Source organism: Janthinobacterium sp. GW456P, assembly GCF_002127655.1.
GTDB lineage: Bacteria > Pseudomonadota > Gammaproteobacteria > Burkholderiales > Burkholderiaceae_D > Janthinobacterium.
In genome coordinates this window covers 1-18,972 of the sequence record NZ_NEHB01000053.1, presented here as the reverse complement: position 1 = coordinate 18,972, position 18,972 = coordinate 1, and the positions used below count along the sequence as shown (strand labels likewise).

Here is an 18,972-nt window from a genome sequence, read left to right as displayed (position 1 = left end):
CCCGATTGCTCCTGGCGGCGCCCGTGTCGGCGCCGGCGGCGGTGGCGGCAGCGGCGACGGGTTCGCCGCGTGCCTGGGGCGCCAGGGCGCCGATCATGGCGAGGGCAAGCGCCAGGCTGAGTACCCGGCTTCCGCTTGCTGTGCAATATGTGCTCATGGCGTGACTCCTCTGGTGCAGGTTAGAATTGTTGGGAGCTGCGTTCCAGCCCCTTGATGACATCGACGCGCGGACCGGACTGTGGCACGGGGGCGGCGGCGGGACGGCGGCGTGGCAGCGGCTTGGCTTGCACCATGGCGGCGGGGGCGGCCATGGCGACCTTTTCATCGAGCAAGCTGGACTTGGTGGCGCCTTCCGTGTTGACGGGCTTGTCCTCGACCTGGTTGCGCAGCACCAGCGACAGGGTGCCCACGCTGCGCGCCAGGTCGAGTTTTTCAGCCTGATCCGGCGTCAGCTCCAGGGTCACGGCGTTGACCACCTTGGGCTTGGTGTCGTCGCGGCTCGATTCCTGGGCGATGGCCAGCACGAGGATGCGTTCGAGCACGATCTTGGAAATGTTCGGATCGCGGTCCGGCGTCTTGCGGGCCCCTTCGCCCTGGGTATTGACGAGAATGTCGACGAAGTTGCCGGGCAGGGCGAAGCCGGCCACGCCCACCACGTCGTTGACGCGCACGGTCATGGCGCGCTTGCCCTCGGCGACGACGGCCGACAGGCCGCCTTGCGTGCCGGGAGGCGCCAGCTTGCCTTCCATGATCGGTTCGCCGTGCTGGATGCTGGTGCGCGTGACGCGCGTTTCCAGCAGTTTCGGATCGTTGATGGCGCCCGGCGGCAGCGCGTTCGATGGCCAGTCGACCATGCGCACCATGTCGGGCGTCAGACGCGCCCCCAGGCTGATGTCGACCTGGGCCACGGCCACCTTGTTGATGTTGCCCGAGGCTTGGGCATTGATCCAGCGCGCGGCCACGATGACCGCGGCGAACGCCAGGATGACCGCAATGGCCATCATCGTCAGAGCGCGTGCGTTTCTCATTTTGCTTCCCCTTTGTGCTGGACCGCTGCCGGTCCGGTGTGTGTGCTTGCGAGGTCGTTATCGCTGCCGAAGTAGTTTTGCCATGCCCAGAACAGGACTTCCGGAGACAGTTGCGCCGGGTGGTCTTCATAACGCGCCTGGTCGCAGACCTGCGCGAGGATGTCGCGCGGATAGCAGGCGAGCAAGGGCCGCTTGTAGAGGCTATGCAGGTGCAGCAGGTAGGTGTACGAGGCTTCGTCGAAATTGATGCCCAGCTGGGCGCAGGTGCTGCGGAACACGGCCAGGTAATGGTAGGCGCTCAGGGGACCCACATGGATCTTGTAGCCGATGCGGCGCAGGAAGGAGTCGTCGGCCAGCTGCTGCGGCGCCAGGTTCGACGAGAACACGACGATGACGTCGAAGGGCACGGGGAATTTGTAGCCCGTATGCAGCGACAGGTAATCGATGTGGCGCGCCATCGGCACGATCCAGCGGTTCATCAGTTCCACGGGCGAGCAGCGCTGGCGGCCCAGATCGTCGATGATGAAGATGCCGTTGTTGGCCTTCAGGTGCGGCGGCGCCTGGTACAGGCGGGTGCCCTGGTCGAACTGCAGGTCCAGCATGTCGAGCGTCAGTTCGCCGCCCGTCAGCACGGCGGGCCGTTCGGCGCGCACCCAGCGGGGATCGGACGGCACCGGGCCTTTGCTCGACAGGGTGTGCAGCATGGGGTCGAGGAAGGGTAGCACTTCGCCATCTACCATCACGGCATGGGGCAGGGCGATGGCGCCGCTGAGCAAGCCGTTCAGGCGCTCGGCCAGATAGCTCTTGCCGCTGCCGGCGGGGCCGTGGAAGAACAGGGCGCGCCCGGAATTCATGGCCGCGCCTAGCTGGTCGAGCACGGCCGAACTGGCCACCACGTTGCGGAATTCGCGCTGCACGTCGTCGCGCGTGACATGCATATCGGCCACGCTTTGCGCCAGCACCTGGTTGCTGTAATCGGACAAGGTGACGGGGGCGGGACCGCTGTAGGCGTTGCGGCGCATGTATTCGGCGGCGCGCAGGCGGCCCTGGTCGCCCAGCAGGTAATACAGGTCGGCGTCGGTGCCGCTGCCGCCGTTGCGGCGCGCTTCGCACAGCTTTTCGGCGCGCATGAAGGCGAGCAGCGGTTCGAGCACGCCGGCGCCCAGTTTCACGTGCGTCGACAGGGCGGGCAGGCCGATCTGGCCGCGCAGGAAGAGTATCTTGACCAGCAGTTCGACCAGGAACAGGAAGGGCAATCCCGTTTCCTCGACCGTGCGTGGCGCGCGCTTGGCCGCCGGTTCGACGCCGCCGCCGTCGCTGCGTTCTGGATAGGTGTCAGGCATGATGGTTACTCCTCGCTCGGTTGGCCGGATATCAGAAGATGAAGGGCAGCAGGCGGTACTTCACCTGGCGCATGTAGACGCGATAGCGCACGTCGGCGCACAGGAAACGCTCTTCGCGCAGCAGACGCATCACCATCATGCCCATCGTCGCGACATAGATAACGGCGTTGGCGGGCGAGGTGTTGGCCAGCAGGTAGCCGCTCAGGGAAATCAGATAGCTGGCATACAGCGGATGGCGTATCACGCGGTAGACGCCGCCCGTCTTGATCTCGCGCTGCGCCGCCACCAGGCCGAAGCTGCGGTTCAGCGACAGCAGGCCGGCGATCTGCAGCAGGCTGCCGACGGCCAGCAGGTAGCGCGCGCCGGGCCAGATGGCCATGTCGGACGGGGACAGCAGGAAGGGGGCGAAGGTGGCGCCGATGGCCAGCAGCCAGTCGCCCGCATCGGTCGAGACGCTGACGGGGGCCGAACGCACGATGAAGAACAGGGCGGCCAGGGTTTCGGCGGCGCAGAACAGCAGATAGCTCCAGTCGCCGCTGTGCAGGAATCCCACCACGTGTGCGCTGGCGAAGAACGTCCACAGGCAAGCCATGGCGATGCTGGTGAACAGGCTGGCGTGGCGCGAGTGGCAGAGGGTGGCGAGAGTGTCCATGGTCGTGTCCTAGCGTGGCGGGCAGGCGGCGCGTTTCAGCGCAGACTCCACAGGTGGGTGTACTGCAGGAAGATCTGCAAGCCGGTACCGCTGGCGATGGCGAAGGCGTAAGCCAGCTTGCCGGTGGCCGGCGGCGGTTCGGCGATCGTGGCGGCGCCGCCGGCCAGGCTGTGCAGCAGCGCGCCCAGCATCATGTGATAGGTGTTTTTCAGCACCTGGCGCAGGCGCTGGCCGGCCAGCGCGGCGGCCAGGGCCAGCACGCCGCCGCACAGGAAGGTCAGCAGGGCCGCTTCGAGCACGGCGTCGGGACCGAGGAAAGCGCCGCACATGGCCATCAGCTTGACATCGCCGGCACCCAGGGCGCGCAGCAGATACATGGGCAGCAGCAGGGCCAGTCCGGCGGCGGCGCCGGCCAGCGCCTGCAGCAGTCCCAGGCCGCCGAAGGAGGCGTCGAACAGGCCGGCGCCCGATGGCACGAAGCCGTTGAGGATCAGCCCCGTCAGCGTGCCCCACAGCACCAGCCGGTTCGGGATGCGGCGCGTGCGCAGGTCGTGCCACAGGGCGGCGGCGAGCAGGGTGGCCAGCACGGCCAGGCACAGCAGCATGGGCAGGTGGGCGTTCATGACGTCAGTCCTTCCTTGCTCATGCAGGGCGCCGTGGCCATGTGCATGGCCGGCGCCGCGGCCTGGCTGCCCAGGGCACGTCCTACCAGATGCCATACCAGTGCAGCGCCGGCCGCACCGACATAGCCGTCGACGGCGTAGTGCCAGCCCAGGTGGATGGAGCCGAGCAGGATCAGCACGGCGAAGGCGGACAAGGCGATCCCTGCGGCGCGGCTGACCTTCCAGCCCGTGATGGCCATCAGCACGGCGGTGGCCACATGCATGCTGGGCATGGCGGAGATCCCCAGTTCGCCGTTCGCGCCCTTGCTTTGATAGCCTTGCCACAGCATGTCCTGCACCTGCAGGGCCCAGACGGGAACGTGCTGGTTGGCGTCATGCAGGTAGGCCATCAGCGGCGCATACGGGTCGCTGGTGTGCAGGTGGCCGTAGTAGCAGGGGCCGACCGAGGCAAACAGCACGGCCAGGATGCTGCCCAGGGCGATCCAGGTCAGCGCAAAGCTGAGCAGGAACTGCATGCGCAGCAGCGGGCGGCGCGTGTCGAGGATCAGCCAGTACAGGATGGCGTAGAACAGGAAGAACCAGAAATGGTAGCTGAAGTTGAGCAAGCCCGTGACGAGCGGGTGGCCCAGCAGCGGCTGCAGCCTTTCCCACGGGGCCATGCCGCCATGCAGCGCGAGGTCCCAGGCGGACAGGGTGGCATCCCAGGTGTAGGGGTGCAGGCGCGGAATGGCGCCCTTGAAGACGGTGAAGCTGGAGGCGAAGACGGGAATCAGCAGCATGGCCGGCAGCGCGTGCAGCAGACGTTCGTTGCTCAGGTAGCGGCGCAGATCGTGGTACAGATAGTGGCACAGGCGGTGCGGGCGTTTCATCACCATGACGTGGATGGTATAGCCGCACAGGATGAAGACGGGACCCGTGAGGATGGCCACGAAGAAGCCGGCCAGCACGTTGAGGATCTCCGATGCGCTGGGCAGGCCGCCGGCCAGCAAGGTCGCGGCGGCGGCGTACAGCAGCACGATCAGCAGCAGGGCGCGGTGGGTGCGCAGCGAGGCGCGCAGGGTGTTCATGACAGGGCCAGGACCACTTGGTCCTTGACGTAGACAAACAGCAGCTTGACCTGGTCGCCCAGCACGGTGATCGTGACCACCAGCACTGCCGCGATCAGGCCCGCCAGCAACGCGTATTCGATCGCTGTAACGGCGGACTCGTCGGATAAACGGCTGAAGAGAGATTTCACGATGGGCCTCGCTAGGCGGTATCAAGGTGGGCGTGCCGGGAATATGGGGAAGCGTAGTCCGGGCTGGCGCTGGGCCGGCCCGGACGGCACCGCGTCAGGCATTGGCGGTGGTCAGCTTGGTGCCGATGGTGCTGAAGGTTTTTTTCAGCTGCGTGCCGACGATGGTGATGGCGGCGATGATCACCACGGCAATCAGGGCGGCGATCAGGCCATATTCGATTGCGGTGACGCCATCTTCTTCGCGGATAAAGTTTTTGATGAGGTTCATGACAACTCCTGGTGGTGGTTAAGGTACGGCGGTGGGTAAAACGGCATGGCGGTGCTTCTTCCTGTTGCTACGCTCTCATGGACTCTCGCCCAGTGCCAGCAGTCCGATGATGCAGACCACCGCCATGAGGGCCGCGACCAGGGCATAGCGGTAGAACGCGGCCTTTTCCTTGCCCTGCAAATAGGTGATCAGGGCTGTCGGAAAAAACTTGTCAAAGCGCATGCTGTGCTCCGTGTCGTGGTGGGTAGCGCGGTGATCTGCACTCCGGTAAATCCACTATAGAAGTTGGCACCTTGATCTACATCAGAAGAACATCCTTTTATTGCAAGGAGGAATTGCTTGTTTTTTTCGTGACAATTGTCATGGTCGAGTCTGGCGCGCGGGCGCAGGGGGGCAGGCCGCGCCGGTGGCTGGCGAAGGGGGGCGGAAGGGAGTGCGCGGCCGGGCAGCGGCCGTGCCGGGGGGCAGCGGTGTCAGGCGCCGGGCGGCAATTGGCCCAGCTGGTGCTTGGTGGCGTAGGCGTACAATTCCAGGCGGTTGTACACGCCCAGCTTGCGGTAGATCGACGTCAGGTGGTTGCGCAAGGTGTGCTCGGAGATAAACAGCTGGTCCGCCAGCAGCTTGGCCGGCGTGCCGCTGCCGTGCACCAGCGCGGCGATGATCTTTCTTTCCTTGAGGGTCAGGCTGGCGATGGCGATGGCTTGCGCCGAGCCGCCGCCGGGCTGCGTCAGCTGCGTCAGCATGCGTCCCAGCATCGCGTGTTCCAGCCACAGCTCGCCCTGGTATACCTTTTCGATGGCTTTCAGCACCATCTCCGCCGGCGCATCCTTGCTGACGATGCCGCGCGCGCCTTTCAGCACCGTCTGGTCCAGGACGGCCTGGTCGTGGCTGGCCGTCAGCACCAGCACGCGCGTGCTGCCGCACTGCGCCAGCGCGGGCAGGATGGCCAGCGAACTGATGCCGCCCAGGTCCAGGTCCAGCACGATCACATCCGGTTGCAGCGCCTTCGCCTGCTCCAGCGCCTCGGCGCTGTCGGACGCCGTGGCGACCACGCGCATGCCCGAGTGCTCGCCGCCGATCAGCCGCTCCAGGCCCCACAGCATGGTCTTGTGATCGTCCACCAGCATGACGCTGATGACATGGCTGGCCGGGGGCGTGTAGCGTAAGTCGTTCATATGGGGATCTCGATCTGCACGGAGGTATTGCCCAGCATGCCATGCGTGACGCGGGCCGTGCCGCCCAGGGCGGCTGCCCGCTCGGCCAGCGAGTCGGGCAGAAAATCGGGGACGTGCGCGGCCGCGCATTCGTTGTCGATGCTGATGTGCAGCGCGCCCTGCACGCAGGTCAGCTTGACGGCGCCGTGGCGCGCCGACGTATGCTTGCGGATATTGCTCATGCCTTCGTTGACGATCTGGAATACCTCGGCCGCCAGGCGGTCGTTGATGTGCAGGTCGCCTTCGATTTGCAGGGCGATGTCGATGCCATAGAATTCGCGGATCTGCGTGGCCTGGCGGCGCAGCGCGACCAGCAGTTCCGGCTCGCTTTGCACCTGGCCGTTCTTGAACGTGCGCGCGTAGCTGCGCAGGTCGGCGATCACCTGGCCCGACATGATGATCAGTTTTTCCAGTTCGGGCAGCAGCGGGTTGCCGGGCGTGGCTTCGTTGCGCAGGGCCGCCAGGCCGTGGCGCAAGCCGATATACGGCTGCACGGCCGTGTCATGCAGGTCGCGGGCGATCTTTTCGCGCTCGCGCGAGGCCGCCTGCGACGCCAGGCGGTCGAGCAGGTCGATGTTTTCAATGACGGGAAACGCCTGCGCGCCGATATGACTGAGAAACAGGGCGTCCGTCTTGCTCATGCTGGTGGCGGAGACGATAAAGATGCGGCCCTTGCCATTGCGCAGGGGCAGCGGTGCGCTGATGAAGGCGTGCGCTTCGAGTAGCTCGGCCAGGCGGTCGCCTGCCGCGTCGTCGTGCCGCAGCCAGCGTCCGCTGTCGGGATCGAGCATGCGCGCGCCGCCTGTCCACGGCAGCCAGCGGCCTGCGGGCTGGTTGTACAAGGCGATTTTATCGTGCGGGAAAGCAAGCAGAGGACTGGCCGCGTCATCGCTGAGGAGCGAGCTGGTGTGCACGACGCCCGTTGCCGTTTGCAGCACGCTGCGCAGCGACCAGACTCGCGTGCCCTTGTCCTGCATGATCAGCAGGCAGCTGCGGCCGTTGAAATAACTGCGGGTTTTTTCCAGTACGGAGGTAATGGTCTGATCGACGCCGAAGCGCGGATTGGACAGCTGGCTGACATCGCGCAGCAAGGCCAGGTGGCTGCGCTGCGTGATGGCCGAACCGCCCCAGTAGGCGATCATGTAGCCGAGCGCCAGCAGGAAGGTGGTACGCAGCAGCAGGCGCGACAGCTCCGCATCCGATTCGCCGAACAGGGCCGTGGCGGCGAACAGGCCGGCCGAGGCCAGGGTCACGCGCGCGCCTTCCTCGAAGCCCCGCTGGAACGACGAGGTCAGGATGGCAAAGAAAAAAAACAGGAAGAATAAATTGTTGTGGCTGCTGGTGGAAAACACGATCAGCGCATACCAGGCCACGTCGAGCCAGTACAGCAAGATGTCCTGGGGCAGGCTGAAGCCCAGCACGGCCAGCACGTAGAGCAGCAGGCTGTGCATGGTGTAGGCGGAAAAGATCAGCCAGGTAATCTTGCTCAGCTTGCCGGCGCTTTCGGGGTCGACGAACAGGGTCAGCAAGGTAGCGCTCGACAGCAGCAGGCGCATGCCGTTGACCATGGTCGTATCCATGCCGGCACCCGGCAAGCCGGATCTGAGGGGAGGATCGAGATTCACAAGCGCTCCTGGCCGTGTCCCGCATGGTGAGCCATGCGCAGGGATAGATACCACAGATAAATTCTTGTTATTGTTGCTGCAATCACTGACGAGTCTACGCACCCGCCATAAAGATGTCTACTGGAATCCTTTGCTCTGCGTTGCTTTTTTTACAGCGGCTGCACCATCACGCGGTTGCGCCCGGCGCCCTTGGCCAGGTACAGGGCGCGGTCGGCGGCGCCGATCAGGGCGGAGATGGTCGGCTGCTGCTGCGGGTGCTGGGTGGCGATGCCGATGCTGACCGTGATGTGCTTGACCTCATTGCCCGTTTTGGCATGCGGGATGCGCAGTCCGGCCGCGTGCTGGCGGATTACCTCGGCCATGCGCAGCGCCTGCGCCGCGTCCGTGTCGGGCAGGATGGCGGCAAATTCCTCGCCGCCATAGCGCGCCAGCAAGTCTGTGGGGCGCTGCAGCATGGCGGCCAGTTCGGCCGCCACGCGGATCAGGCAATCATCACCTTGCTGGTGGCCGTAATGGTCGTTGTAATCCTTGAAGTGATCGATATCGATCATCAGCAGCGACAGGGGGCTGCCCGTGCGTATGGCGCGCCGCATTTCCTTCTCGATCGCCACGTCGAAGTGGCGGCGGTTGGCGATGCCCGTCAAGCCGTCGGCAAAGGTTTGCGAACGCAGGACCATGGTTTGTTCGCGCAGCAGCTTTTCGCGGCCCACGGCGATGGTGACATCATTGATCTGGATCAGGCAGTGGCGCGGCGAATCGGGCAAATTGATCGGTGTGACGGCGATCGCCTGCTGCATGCGCTCGCGGCCTTCGGTCGCGCCATGCGTGTACAGGGGAAACGGCGCCTTGTGCAGGGTTTGCGACAGCAGCGACTGGAAATTGTCGCGCAGGGCCTGGGTGATGGCCGAATCGATGCGCTTGTGGCGCAGTTCGGGATAGACGGTGAAGAAGTCCTGGCCCAGCACGGCGTCGGCCTGGCATGCCGAGTGGCGCGCCATCCAGTGGTTCCACAGCACGATGCGGTGCTGCTCGTCGAGCACGATGGCGCCCAGGTTGACGGCACCGAGTATGCTCTCGAGCAGGGCGAGTCGGTGTAAGGCATCCGGCATGATCGTCACGCCTGTCCCAGGACCTTGGCCAGATAGTGGCTGATCTGCTGCTTCAGGTCGTGCAGGGCGGACAGGTCGAGCACGAATGCCACATAACCGTGGATCTGGTGCTTGGACAGCACGAAGTCGATATGCAGCATCAGCACGACGGCCTCGTCATCGTGGCCGCCGAACGAAGACAGGATTTCCGTGCTGGTGCCCACGTGGTACAGGGGCAGCGAGCCATGCAGTTCGCTGTCGAACAGGTTGGCCAAAGTCCCGACGCAGGAATTGAGGATGATGTTGCCGATCTCGCTCATCGCCTCCTGTTCCATCTCCGTCAGTTCCTGCAGCGGCATGGCGTCGCCCACCATCAGGCGCACGATTTCCAGGCTTTTATCTTCAGGAAACATCAGGATGGCTTCGGTGGCGAAAGCGCCATCGTAGTGCTGGCTGACGCCGCAGATGCGTTCGCCATCCTTCTTGCTGCCCAGCAGGGCGGCCGCGTCGGCACGGTTCAGGAAAGTGATCGATGGCACCGACATCGTGACTTCTTCATTGACGATCTCGCTCATCGCGGCAGCCGCATGGCCTACCCCGATGTTGAATATCTCCACGAGGGCATCGTTTTCCAGTTCGGAGAGATTGACCATGCTCACAGTCCCAGTGACTCGATCAGCTGGTGGATACGGGTTTCCGTGATCGGTTTTTCCATGAAGCCGACTTTCATTTCACTGGCGCGGTTGCGGATGGCGTTTTGCACATTCGCGGTGACGAGAACGATGTGCGTTTGCGGACACAGCGCACGCAATTGTTCCGCCGCCGCCACGCCGCCCATGCCGGGCATATTGACATCCAGTAATATCAGCACAGGGTTGACTGTCTTGACTTTTTCCAGGGCTTCTTCACCCGTCGCCGCCTCAAACACTTGCCAGTCTGCATGTTTGCTGAGGATGAACTGATGCGACATCAAACGTGAAACCCGGCTGTCATCGACAACAAGTACCTGTTTACTGTGATTCATTGGCTATTCCTGAAACGTCATATCGGTCAATCGTGGCATTTTCGCATATTTTAGAGGGCATAGAGAGGAATTGGCTGGGAATTGCCTTGGGGCAAAGTTTTCCCGCTTGCCTGTTGTATTCCATCGCCTGGTCCGTCATCATGGCCGGCTGGCCGGGCGGGCAATCCGTTAAAATAGCGGGATTCCTCACTTTAGCCTTTTTTTGCCATGACCCAAGACGAATTGAAGCAAGCCGTAGCCCGCGCCGCCATTAACTATGTGGTGGACGGTGAAATCATCGGTGTCGGCACCGGTTCCACCGCCAATTTTTTCATCGATGAACTGGCCAAGATCAAGGACCGCATCAAGGGGACGGTCGCGTCGTCCGAAGCGACGGCAGCGCGCCTGGCCGGTCATGGTATTCCTGTCTTCGACCTGAACGACGTCGAGTCGATCGCCGTCTACATCGATGGTGCCGATGAGATCACGGCCAGCGGCGCCATGATCAAGGGCGGCGGCGCGGCATTGACGCGCGAAAAGATTGTCGCATCCGTCGCGACACAGTTCGTCTGCATCGCCGACGGCTCCAAGCTGGTGGAAACCTTGGGCGCCTTCCCGCTGCCGGTGGAAGTGGTGCCGATGGCGCGCGCCGCCGTCTCGCGCCAGCTGGCCGCGCTGGGCGGCACGCCCCGCTTGCGCTTGAAGGCCGGCGGCACCGAAGCCTTCATCACCGACAACGGCGGCGAGATCATCGACGTGCTGGGCTTGCAGATTGCCGACCCGGTGGCGCTGGAACAGCAGATCAACCAGATCGTCGGCGTCATCGCCGTCGGCCTGTTCGCCGTGCGCGGCGCGAATGTCTGCCTGCTGGGCATGCCGGAAGGCGTGCGTACCTTGGCGTACTAAGGTGATAGCCGGCGTTCGCCGGCATTTGTACTTGTCTTACACGGCGGCCCCTTGCGGGCCGCTTGTCATGTGTGCCTGGCGCGCCTGGCGATATACGGCCACGGTGCGCAGCAAGCCGCCGAGGAAGATGCCGCTGAAGCAGCCATAGGCGAGGCAGACGGGCACGATAAAGCCGGTCGCATGGGCATAGGTCGGCGCGATCGCCAGGGTCACGGCCACCGCATATTTCATGCAGAAGATGCTCATCATCAACATCAACGGCACCCAGCTTCCGGGGCGCTGCACGCTGGCCCGCGCGGGTATGGCGACGATGGTGTCTGTCCTGGTCAACGACCATGCCAGCGCCGCGCCGGCCAGTGCGCCGGCGCCCCAGGCGAACGACGCGATGCCGGCCAGGCCGAAGCTGCCATGCACGCCGCTCAAGGACAGGGCCAGCATGACCAGGGGAATGATGCACAGCTTGCGCAAGCTCACTTCGCGCGCGCGGCTGGCCAGCACGCCCCGGTAGACGAGAAAGCCCAGGATGGCCCAGACGTAGAGGGGAGTGTGGCTGAAGATGTGCTGCAACATGGTGTCCGCCTTTGGAGTGAGGTTGTCGATGGACGTACTGTGCCAGCCGGCGGCACGGGCGGCGAGCGGGGTGCGACGAAACGGGGAAGGTCAGCCGTGAAGCAGCGTCAGGCGGCGTGAAACGGGGGAGGGGATGAAACAGCCCGTGACGCGGCGGCCACGGGCGAGAGTAGTGAAAGACTTACTCGGTTGGCGGGACATAACCCATGGCCGCATCGGCGCCATCGCCGAAGAAATGCTTTTCCATCTGCGTGGCCAGGTATTTGCGGGCGCGCGCGTCGGCCAGGTTCAAGCGGTTTTCATTGACCAGCATGGTCTGGTGCTTGAGCCAGGCAGCCCACGCTTCCTTCGACACGGATTCGTAAATCTTCTTGCCCAGTTCGCCCGGGTACGGCGGGAAATCCAGTCCTTCGGCTTCCTTGTTGAGTTTGATGCAGTGGATCGTGCGGGCCATCTGTGCTCCTGAATCAGTATAGAGATAAAGCGTGATTATAAGGCACTTTGCGCCTGCCCTCGCGGGGCCGTCGCGGCCTGGCGACACGCCGTTTGCCGCGCCCTTGCGCTGGATCAAATTTGATCTGCGCCGCCCTAGCTAGTAAGATGCCTTATCGCGCCAGCCGCTGGCTGCGCCTCGTCCAAGCAAATAGTAATAATGAAGTAATAACTAAGTAATAATTAACCAATATGGAATCCCTATGACCTCAGTGAAAGTCCATGGCATCGATGTCAGCAATACCGGCAGCTTCGCGCTGTTTGGCGGCATCAACGTGCTCGAATCGCGCGATCTGGCCATGCGCGCCTGCGAAGAATATGTGCGCGTGACGCAAAAACTGGGCATTCCCTATGTGTTCAAGGCCAGCTTCGACAAGGCCAACCGTTCCTCGATCCATTCCTACCGGGGACCGGGCCTGGAAGAAGGCATGCGCATCTTCCAGGACGTCAAGGCGGCGTTCGGCGTACCCGTGATTACCGACGTGCATGAGCCATGGCAGGCGCAGCAGGTGGCCGAAGTGGTCGACGTGCTGCAATTGCCTGCCTTCCTGGCGCGCCAGACGGACCTGGTCGTGGCCCTGGCGAAAACGGGTAAAGTCATCAACATCAAGAAGCCGCAATTCCTCAGCCCTGGCCAGATGGCCAATATCGTCGAGAAATTCAAGGAAGCGGGCAACGATCAATTGATCCTGTGCGACCGCGGCACTTGCCTCGGCTATGACAACCTGGTGGTCGACATGCTGGGCTTTGGCGTCATGAAAAAGACCTGCGACGACCTGCCCATCATCTTCGACGTCACCCACGCCCTGCAGCAGCGCGATCCCGGCGGCGCCGCTTCGGGCGGCCGCCGCCAGCAAGTGGCCGACCTGGCCCGCGCCGGCCTGGCCGTCGGCATCGCCGGCCTGTTCCTGGAAGCCCATCCGGACCCGGACAATGCCCGCTGCGACGGCCCCAGCGCCTTGCCTTTGGCCCAGCTGGAACCGTTCCTGGCGCAATTGAAGGCGCTGGATGACCTGGTGAAATCGTTTGCGCCGCTGAATATCAAGTAACGGTATTTAAGTAAAGAAAAAGCCCGGCATGCCGGGCTTTTTCAGTGTTACAGGGTTTTAATTAACACTTGCGATTTACGCTGCCAGTTATACATATGCTGGCGGTCCTTCGGCAAATCGTCGACGGTGGCCGGCACGAAGCCCCGCTTCTTGAACCAGTGCGAGGTGCGCGTGGTCAGCACGAACAGCTTGTTCAGGCCGGCGGCGCGCGCGCGGTTTTCCATGTGTTTCAGGATGCGCTCGCCGTCGCCCTGGGCTTGCACTTCCGGGTTGACCGTCAAACAGGCCATTTCCGCCATCTTTTGCGCGGGGAACGGGTACAGGGCGGCGCAGCCGAAGATCACGCCGTCATGCTCGATGACGGAGAAATAATCGATTTCGCGTTCGATCAGCTCGCGGCCCCGCTTCACCAAAGTGCCGTCCGCTTCCAGCGGCTCGATCAGCTTGATGATGCCGCCCACGTCTTCGATGGTGGCCTGGCGCAGGCTTTCCAGGTTTTCATGGCTGATCATCGTGCCCACGCCATCATGGGTAAACAATTCCAGCAGGGCCGAGCCGTCCATCGAGAAGGGCACGATGTGCGAGCGCTCGACGCCGTTGTGGCAAGCCTTGACGCAATGCTTCAGATAAAACGCCGTGGCGTCGGGCAGGAAGCCGGCCATCAGCACGGCTTCGGCCTGGTGCGACGACAGTTCGCGGATTTCCACGCCCGTGGCGTCTTCCATCATCGGCGTTTCGGTAATAAAGATCAGTTTATCCGCGTGCAGGGCGATGGCGGCGCTGCAGGCCACGTCTTCCATGGTGAGATTGAACGCTTCGCCCGTGGGCGAGAAGCCCAGCGGCGAGAGCAGCACCAGGCCGTCCGAACCGAGGATGGAATGGATGGTTTCGGCGTCGACCTTGCGCGTGATGCCCGTCAGTTCCAGGTCCACGCCATCGATCACGCCCAGCGGGCGCGCCGTGATGAAGTTGCCTGAAATGATACGGATGGCCGCATGCGACATCGGCGTGTTCGGCAAGCCCTGGCTGAACGCGGCCTCGATATCGAGGCGCAGCTCGCCGGCCGCTTCCTTCGCGCATTCCAGCGCGGCGATGTCGGTGATGCGCACGCCATTGTGGAAGCGGCCTTCGACGTTACGCAAGGCCAGCTGTTCCGCCACCTGCGGCCGCGAGCCGTAGACGACGGTGACATTGATGTCCAGCGCATGCAGCAGGGACAAATCATGGGCCAGCACCTGCAGCGCCCCGGCGCTGACGAGTTCACCGGGGAAGGCGACCACGAAGGTCTTGCCGCGAAAGGCGTGGATGTAGGGCGCGACTGAGCGCAGCCATTGGACGAATTGGGTAGGGTTTTCCATTAAGCGCATTATAATTCGCTGCGCGATGTGCGCGCTTAAAATACCTGTAAAAAACAATGTCTTCAGCCAGCAATAAGTCTTCCCCTCCTTCCACCGTTGCAAATGTGCCCGCCAGCGGGGGTGTTGCCGCGCCCGCCGCCACGCCTGCGCAGGGCCGGTCACGCCCGCCCGTGAGCCAGCAAAGGCAGCAGCCGCCGCGCGCGGAACAGCAGAAACAGCAACAGCAGCAGCGCGCGCCGCGTCCGCCGCGCGAGGGCCAGGAAAGCCGTGAAAGCCGGGATGCGGCCCGCGCCGCGCGCGAGGCGGAAAAAGCCTTCCGCAATCCGCTGCCACCGATCACGTATCCGGAAGACTTGCCCGTCTCGGGCCGGCGCGAGGAAATCGCCAAGGCCTTGACGGAAAACCAGGTCATCATCGTCTCGGGCGAGACGGGTTCCGGCAAGACGACGCAGTTGCCGAAGATTTGCCTGGAGCTGGGACGCGGACAGAAGGGCATGATTGGCCACACGCAGCCGCGCCGCATCGCCGCCTCGTCGACGGCCAAGCGCATCGCGCAGGAACTGGGCACGCCCTTGGGCGAAACCGTGGGCTTCAAGGTGCGCTTTAACGACACCCTGAGCCGTGGCGCGTCCGTCAAGCTGATGACGGACGGTATTCTGCTGGCCGAGACGCAGACCGACCCGTTGTTGAAAAACTACGACACCATCATCATCGATGAAGCGCATGAACGCAGCCTGAACATCGACTTCCTGCTTGGCTATCTGAAGCAGCTGCTGCCGCGCCGGCCCGACCTGAAAATCATCATCACCTCGGCCACCATCGATGCCGAGCGTTTCGCGCGCCATTTCGGCACGCCGGAAAAGCCGGCGCCCGTGATCGAAGTGTCGGGCCGGTTGTACCAGGTGGAAGTGCGCTACCGCCCCGTCGAGCGCGAGCAGGTGGCCATGCCGGGCGCCGCCAACCCTGACAAACCCGGCCAGCGCACCGCCGCCGCGCGCGAAAAGCGCGACCTGATGGACGCCGTCGTCGATGGCGTGGAAGAGCTGTGCCGCATCGGCTCGGGCGACGTGCTGGTGTTCCTGCCGGGCGAGCGCGAAATCCGCGACTGCGCCGAAGCGCTGCGCAAGCACCATCCGCCGCACGTGGAAATCCTGCCCCTGTTCGCGCGCCTGTCGGCCGAGGAGCAGGAGCGCGTGTTTAAAACCAGCAACGCGCGCCGCATCGTGCTGGCCACCAACGTGGCGGAAACCTCGCTGACGGTGCCCGGCATCCGCTACGTGGTCGACGCGGGCCTGGCGAGGGTGAAACGCTATAGCTACCGCAACAAGGTGGAACAGCTGCAGGTCGAGCCGATCGCCCAGTCGGCCGCCAACCAGCGCGCCGGCCGTTGCGGCCGCGTGGCCGACGGCGTGTGCATCCGTTTGTATGAAGAGCAGGATTATCTGCTGCGGCCCAAGTTCACGGAGCCGGAAATCCTGCGCTCCTCGCTGGCGGCCGTGATCCTGCGCATGAAGTCGCTGCACCTGACGGACGTGGAAACCTTCCCCTTCATCGAGCCGCCGCTGGCGCGCGCCATCGCCGACGGTTATCAATTGCTGCAGGAACTCGGCGCCGTCGATGAAGTCAATAAACTCACGCCGCTGGGCAACAAGCTGGCCAAGCTGCCGCTGGACCCGCGCGTGGGCCGCATGATCCTGGCCGCGCTCGATAACGCGTGTCTGACGGAAGTGCTGATCGTCGCCTCGGCCCTGTCCGTGCAAGACCCGCGCGACCGCCCGATGGAACACCAGCAGGCGGCCGACGAGGCGCACAAGAAGTTTGCCGATGAAAAGTCGGAATTCTTGAGCTATTTGAAAATCTGGCGCTGGTTCGAGTCCGCCATCGAGCACAAGAAGACCAACCGCCAGCTGCAGGACAATTGCCGCACGAATTTCCTGTCGCAGATGCGCTTGCGCGAATGGCGCGACGTGCATTCACAGCTGCTGACCATCGTCAAGGAACAGGGCTGGCGATTGAACGAAGCGCCGGCCACCTACGACAATCTGCACATGGCCTTGCTGACCGGCTTGCTGGGCAATATCGGTTTCAAGGGCGAGGACGAGCCGGGCGCCGGCTACCTGGGCGCGCGCGGCATCAAGTTCCACATCTGGCCCGGTTCCTCGCTGCTGAAAAAGCCGGGCAAGTGGATCATGGCGGCCGAACTGGTCGACACGACGCGGCTGTACGCGCGCTGCGTGGCCAGGATCGAGCCCGAGTGGCTGGAAAAAGTGGGCCTGCACCTGCTGAAGAAATCGTGGGGCGAGCCGCGCTGGGAAAAACGTTCGGCGCAGGTGACGGCGTCGGAACGGGCGACCCTGTACGGCCTGGTGGTGTACAGCCAGCGCCGCATCAATTACGGCAATTTCAACTTGCCGGAAGCGCGTGAAATCTTCATCCGCGACGCGCTCGTCGGCGGCGACTTCGACACGCGCGCGCCGTTCTTCGCGCACAACCATAAACTGATCAAGGACATCGAAAACCTCGAACACAAATCGCGCCGTCTCGACGTGCTGGTCGACGATGAGCTGATCGCCGCCTTCTACGACAAGCTGCTGCCGGCGGATGTGTGCAATGGCGCCGGTTTCGAGAAATGGCACAAGGACGCCACGCGCGACAATCCGAAGCTGCTGTATTTGAACCGCGAAGAGCTGATGCGCCACGAGGCGGCCGGCGTGACGACGGACCTGTTCCCGAAAACCATGTCGGTGACGGGCCTGGAAATGGGCCTGACGTATCACTTCGAGCCGGGCAGCGTGCGCGATGGCGTGACCTTGAGCGTGCCGCTGTATGCCTTGAACCAGTTGCCGCGCGAGCGCTGCGAATGGCTGGTGCCGGGCATGCTGAAGGAAAAAGTGCATTTGCTATTAAAATCCTTGCCGCAAAAGCTGCGCCGCCACTGCGTGCCGCTGCCTGATTACGCGGCGAAATTCTGCGAGCGCGTGCATGAAGCGGGCGTGTTCGGCCGCGGCGATCTGATCGATGCCATCATCCTCGATATCCGCACGCAGATCACGATCAATGTGCTGACGACGGACTTCAAGCCGGAAACCCTGCCTGCCCATCACTTCATGAATTTCAAGGTGATCGACGAGCATGGCCGCCAGCTGGACATGGGCCGCAACCTGGCCACTCTGCAGGCGGAATTCGGCGGCCAGGCGCGCCAGAGTTTCCAGAAGCTGGCCGAAGTGTCGGGCGTCTCGGGCACGGGCACGCCCGGTGCCAAGGTGGCGGGCGCGCAAGTGGCGTCGCGGCTGCAGGCGCAGGCGCAGGGCGCTACAGTTGCAGCAGGCAAGGGCGCAGCGACTGCGGCCGCGCCGGCGTCAAACAATGCCACCGTGTCGCAGCACATGGGCTTGACGGCCTGGACCTTTGGCGAATTGCCGGAGCTGCTAGAAATCGTGCAGGGCAAGCTGACACTGATCGGTTTCCCGGCCCTCGTCGACAAGGGCACGCATTGCGACCTGGAAGTGTTTGACGACCCGACCGTGGCCGCCCGCACGCACAAGGTCGGTTTGCGCCGTTTATTTGCGCTGCAAATGAAGGAACAGATCAAGTACGTCGAGAAGAGCATTCCCGGCTTGCAGCAGATGGGCATGCAATTCATGGCCCTGGGGTCGCAGGAAGAGTTGCGCGAGCAAATCATCAACAAGGCGCTCGACATCGCCTGTCTGCAAGATCCGCTGCCGCTGGACGCCGCCTCGTTCGCCAAGCGCCAGGCGGAAGGCAAGTCGCGCCTGGTCTTGCTGGTCAATGAAATCGCCCGTTTGCTGTCGCAAGTGCTGACGGAATTCCACGGCTTGCCGAAGCGGCTGCAAAACATTCCCGCAGCGGCGGCCAGCGATATCCAGGCGCAGCTGCAGGGACTCGTGCATAAACGCTTCCTGACGGAAAACGAGTACACGCAGCTCGCGCATTTCCCCCGTTATTTAAAGGCGATCAATGTACGCCTAGAAAAACTGCGCGCCGACCCCGCACGCGACACCAAGTTGATGGCCGAGTGGCAATCGGCCGCCGCGCCGTACATGCGGCAGGCCAAGGACCGCCAGGCCGGCAAGAACACGGACCCGAAACTGGTCGAGTTCCGCTGGATGCTGGAAGAACTGCGCGTGTCGCTGTTTGCGCAGGAACTGCGCACGCCGATGCCGGTTTCTGCCAAGCGTTTGCAAAAGGTGTGGGAATCGATGCAGCGGTAGGTTTTTGTCGCAGCGTAGATACTGTTATCCCCGTCAAGCGGCGTGCAAGGCCGGATCAAATATTTTTCCCGACCTGAGCACGCCGAATGCCATGTGCACCAGCTTGCGCATCATGGCGCCGATGATCAGCTTGGGCGCTTTGCCGGCGTCACGCAAGCGCTGGCGTGCAAGGCCGGATCAAATATTTTTCCCGACCTGAGCACGCCGAATGCCATGTGCACCAGCTTGCGCATCATGGCGCCGATGATCAGCTTGGGCGCTTTGCCGGCGTCACGCAAGCGCTG

Annotated in this window: 19 protein-coding genes and 1 pseudogene; 3 read left to right on the top strand and 17 right to left on the bottom strand. The window is 63.5% G+C overall.

Annotation, left to right across the window (positions count from 1 at the left end; all coding sequences use genetic code 11):
- Window positions 1–179: 179 nt before the first annotated feature.
- The 13 genes from cpaB to CBW66_RS27790 all read right to left on the bottom strand — a co-directional run bounded on the left by cpaB (window position 180) and on the right by CBW66_RS27790 (window position 10,102).
- A complete protein-coding gene (gene cpaB, locus CBW66_RS27845; protein WP_086140953.1) occupies window positions 180–1,028 on the bottom strand; it encodes a Flp pilus assembly protein CpaB in 849 nt (282 codons plus the stop codon).
- A complete protein-coding gene (locus CBW66_RS27840) occupies window positions 1,025–2,371 on the bottom strand; it encodes an ATP-binding protein (protein ID WP_205701233.1) in 1,347 nt (448 codons plus the stop codon). The genes cpaB and CBW66_RS27840 overlap by 4 nt, the downstream gene beginning before the upstream one ends.
- 31 nt (window positions 2,372–2,402) lie before the next feature.
- Window positions 2,403–3,023: an isoprenylcysteine carboxylmethyltransferase family protein gene (locus CBW66_RS27835; RefSeq protein ID WP_086140952.1), complete on the bottom strand. Its 621-nt coding sequence runs from the start codon at window positions 3,021–3,023 to the stop codon at window positions 2,403–2,405.
- 35 nt (window positions 3,024–3,058) lie between these two features.
- Window positions 3,059–3,646: a prepilin peptidase gene (locus CBW66_RS27830; protein WP_205701232.1), complete on the bottom strand. Its 588-nt coding sequence runs from the start codon at window positions 3,644–3,646 to the stop codon at window positions 3,059–3,061.
- The gene (locus CBW66_RS27825) at window positions 3,643–4,713 is read right to left on the bottom strand and encodes a phosphatase PAP2 family protein (RefSeq protein WP_086140951.1); all 1,071 of its coding nucleotides are present in this window, start codon (window positions 4,711–4,713) and stop codon (window positions 3,643–3,645) included. The genes CBW66_RS27830 and CBW66_RS27825 overlap by 4 nt, the downstream gene beginning before the upstream one ends.
- Window positions 4,710–4,883, bottom strand: coding sequence for a Flp family type IVb pilin (locus tag CBW66_RS27820; RefSeq protein ID WP_071654391.1), 174 nt, complete (start codon window positions 4,881–4,883; stop codon window positions 4,710–4,712). The genes CBW66_RS27825 and CBW66_RS27820 overlap by 4 nt, the downstream gene beginning before the upstream one ends.
- Window positions 4,884–4,977: 94 nt before the next feature.
- Window positions 4,978–5,151 carry a Flp family type IVb pilin gene (locus CBW66_RS27815; RefSeq protein WP_070222439.1) on the bottom strand — a complete coding sequence of 58 codons (174 nt, stop codon included), beginning with the start codon at window positions 5,149–5,151 and terminating at the stop codon, window positions 4,978–4,980.
- 75 nt (window positions 5,152–5,226) lie between these two features.
- Window positions 5,227–5,373 carry a hypothetical protein gene (locus CBW66_RS29155; protein WP_170933133.1) on the bottom strand — a complete coding sequence of 49 codons (147 nt, stop codon included), beginning with the start codon at window positions 5,371–5,373 and terminating at the stop codon, window positions 5,227–5,229.
- A 251-nt stretch (window positions 5,374–5,624) separates the two neighbouring features.
- A complete protein-coding gene (locus CBW66_RS27810) occupies window positions 5,625–6,326 on the bottom strand; it encodes a response regulator transcription factor (RefSeq protein ID WP_070222441.1) in 702 nt (233 codons plus the stop codon).
- Window positions 6,323–7,990 carry a sensor histidine kinase gene (locus CBW66_RS27805; protein ID WP_139841818.1) on the bottom strand — a complete coding sequence of 556 codons (1,668 nt, stop codon included), beginning with the start codon at window positions 7,988–7,990 and terminating at the stop codon, window positions 6,323–6,325. Before CBW66_RS27805 ends, CBW66_RS27810 begins: the two co-directional genes overlap by 4 nt.
- Before the next feature lie 149 nt (window positions 7,991–8,139).
- Entirely contained in the window at window positions 8,140–9,099 is a 960-nt protein-coding gene (locus tag CBW66_RS27800; RefSeq protein WP_170933132.1) for a GGDEF domain-containing protein, read from the bottom strand.
- Window positions 9,100–9,104: 5 nt separating this feature from the next.
- Window positions 9,105–9,731, bottom strand: a complete 627-nt coding sequence (locus CBW66_RS27795; RefSeq protein WP_086140948.1) for a chemotaxis protein CheC — start codon at window positions 9,729–9,731, stop codon at window positions 9,105–9,107.
- A 2-nt stretch (window positions 9,732–9,733) separates the two neighbouring features.
- The gene (locus tag CBW66_RS27790; protein ID WP_086140947.1) at window positions 9,734–10,102 is read right to left on the bottom strand and encodes a response regulator; all 369 of its coding nucleotides are present in this window, start codon (window positions 10,100–10,102) and stop codon (window positions 9,734–9,736) included.
- Between the two features lie 207 nt (window positions 10,103–10,309).
- Here CBW66_RS27790 and rpiA point away from each other — a divergent pair, with 207 nt between their 5' ends.
- The gene (gene rpiA / locus CBW66_RS27785; RefSeq protein ID WP_086140946.1) at window positions 10,310–10,987 is read left to right on the top strand and encodes a ribose-5-phosphate isomerase RpiA; all 678 of its coding nucleotides are present in this window, start codon (window positions 10,310–10,312) and stop codon (window positions 10,985–10,987) included.
- 36 nt (window positions 10,988–11,023) lie between these two features.
- Here rpiA and CBW66_RS27780 read toward each other — a convergent pair whose 3' ends face one another.
- Window positions 11,024–11,557: a DUF6622 family protein gene (locus CBW66_RS27780; protein WP_086140945.1), complete on the bottom strand. Its 534-nt coding sequence runs from the start codon at window positions 11,555–11,557 to the stop codon at window positions 11,024–11,026.
- A gap of 181 nt (window positions 11,558–11,738) precedes the next feature.
- A complete protein-coding gene (locus CBW66_RS27775) occupies window positions 11,739–12,011 on the bottom strand; it encodes an oxidative damage protection protein (RefSeq protein ID WP_034750797.1) in 273 nt (90 codons plus the stop codon).
- 241 nt (window positions 12,012–12,252) lie between these two features.
- Between CBW66_RS27775 and kdsA the strand changes: the two genes are divergently transcribed.
- A complete protein-coding gene (gene kdsA / locus CBW66_RS27770) occupies window positions 12,253–13,098 on the top strand; it encodes a 3-deoxy-8-phosphooctulonate synthase (RefSeq protein WP_086140944.1) in 846 nt (281 codons plus the stop codon).
- 47 nt (window positions 13,099–13,145) lie between these two features.
- Here the strand turns inward: kdsA and argA are convergent, their stop codons facing one another.
- Entirely contained in the window at window positions 13,146–14,456 is a 1,311-nt protein-coding gene (gene argA, locus CBW66_RS27765; protein ID WP_046685875.1) for an amino-acid N-acetyltransferase, read from the bottom strand.
- 56 nt (window positions 14,457–14,512) lie between these two features.
- Here argA and hrpA point away from each other — a divergent pair, with 56 nt between their 5' ends.
- The gene (hrpA, locus tag CBW66_RS27760) at window positions 14,513–18,688 is read left to right on the top strand and encodes an ATP-dependent RNA helicase HrpA (protein ID WP_170933131.1); all 4,176 of its coding nucleotides are present in this window, start codon (window positions 14,513–14,515) and stop codon (window positions 18,686–18,688) included.
- Between the two features lie 33 nt (window positions 18,689–18,721).
- Here the strand turns inward: hrpA and CBW66_RS29635 are convergent.
- Window positions 18,722–18,832 (bottom strand): annotated as a pseudogene (locus CBW66_RS29635) (IS110 family transposase); the annotation flags it as partial.
- Window positions 18,833–18,972 lie beyond the last annotated feature (140 nt).

Coding starts and splice junctions, on each gene's coding strand:
- cpaB (WP_086140953.1), bottom strand. CDS start 1,028: ATGAGAAACGCACGCGCTCTGACGATGATGGCCATTGCGGTCATCCTG.
- CBW66_RS27840 (WP_205701233.1), bottom strand. CDS start 2,371: ATGCCTGACACCTATCCAGAACGCAGCGACGGCGGCGGCGTCGAACCG.
- CBW66_RS27835 (WP_086140952.1), bottom strand. CDS start 3,023: ATGGACACTCTCGCCACCCTCTGCCACTCGCGCCACGCCAGCCTGTTC.
- CBW66_RS27830 (WP_205701232.1), bottom strand. CDS start 3,646: ATGAACGCCCACCTGCCCATGCTGCTGTGCCTGGCCGTGCTGGCCACC.
- CBW66_RS27825 (WP_086140951.1), bottom strand. CDS start 4,713: ATGAACACCCTGCGCGCCTCGCTGCGCACCCACCGCGCCCTGCTGCTG.
- CBW66_RS27815 (WP_070222439.1), bottom strand. CDS start 5,151: ATGAACCTCATCAAAAACTTTATCCGCGAAGAAGATGGCGTCACCGCA.
- CBW66_RS29155 (WP_170933133.1), bottom strand. CDS start 5,373: ATGCGCTTTGACAAGTTTTTTCCGACAGCCCTGATCACCTATTTGCAG.
- CBW66_RS27810 (WP_070222441.1), bottom strand. CDS start 6,326: ATGAACGACTTACGCTACACGCCCCCGGCCAGCCATGTCATCAGCGTC.
- CBW66_RS27800 (WP_170933132.1), bottom strand. CDS start 9,099: ATGCCGGATGCCTTACACCGACTCGCCCTGCTCGAGAGCATACTCGGT.
- CBW66_RS27795 (WP_086140948.1), bottom strand. CDS start 9,731: ATGGTCAATCTCTCCGAACTGGAAAACGATGCCCTCGTGGAGATATTC.
- CBW66_RS27790 (WP_086140947.1), bottom strand. CDS start 10,102: ATGAATCACAGTAAACAGGTACTTGTTGTCGATGACAGCCGGGTTTCA.
- rpiA (WP_086140946.1), top strand. CDS start 10,310: ATGACCCAAGACGAATTGAAGCAAGCCGTAGCCCGCGCCGCCATTAAC.
- CBW66_RS27780 (WP_086140945.1), bottom strand. CDS start 11,557: ATGTTGCAGCACATCTTCAGCCACACTCCCCTCTACGTCTGGGCCATC.
- CBW66_RS27775 (WP_034750797.1), bottom strand. CDS start 12,011: ATGGCCCGCACGATCCACTGCATCAAACTCAACAAGGAAGCCGAAGGA.
- kdsA (WP_086140944.1), top strand. CDS start 12,253: ATGACCTCAGTGAAAGTCCATGGCATCGATGTCAGCAATACCGGCAGC.
- argA (WP_046685875.1), bottom strand. CDS start 14,456: ATGGAAAACCCTACCCAATTCGTCCAATGGCTGCGCTCAGTCGCGCCC.
- hrpA (WP_170933131.1), top strand. CDS start 14,513: ATGTCTTCAGCCAGCAATAAGTCTTCCCCTCCTTCCACCGTTGCAAAT.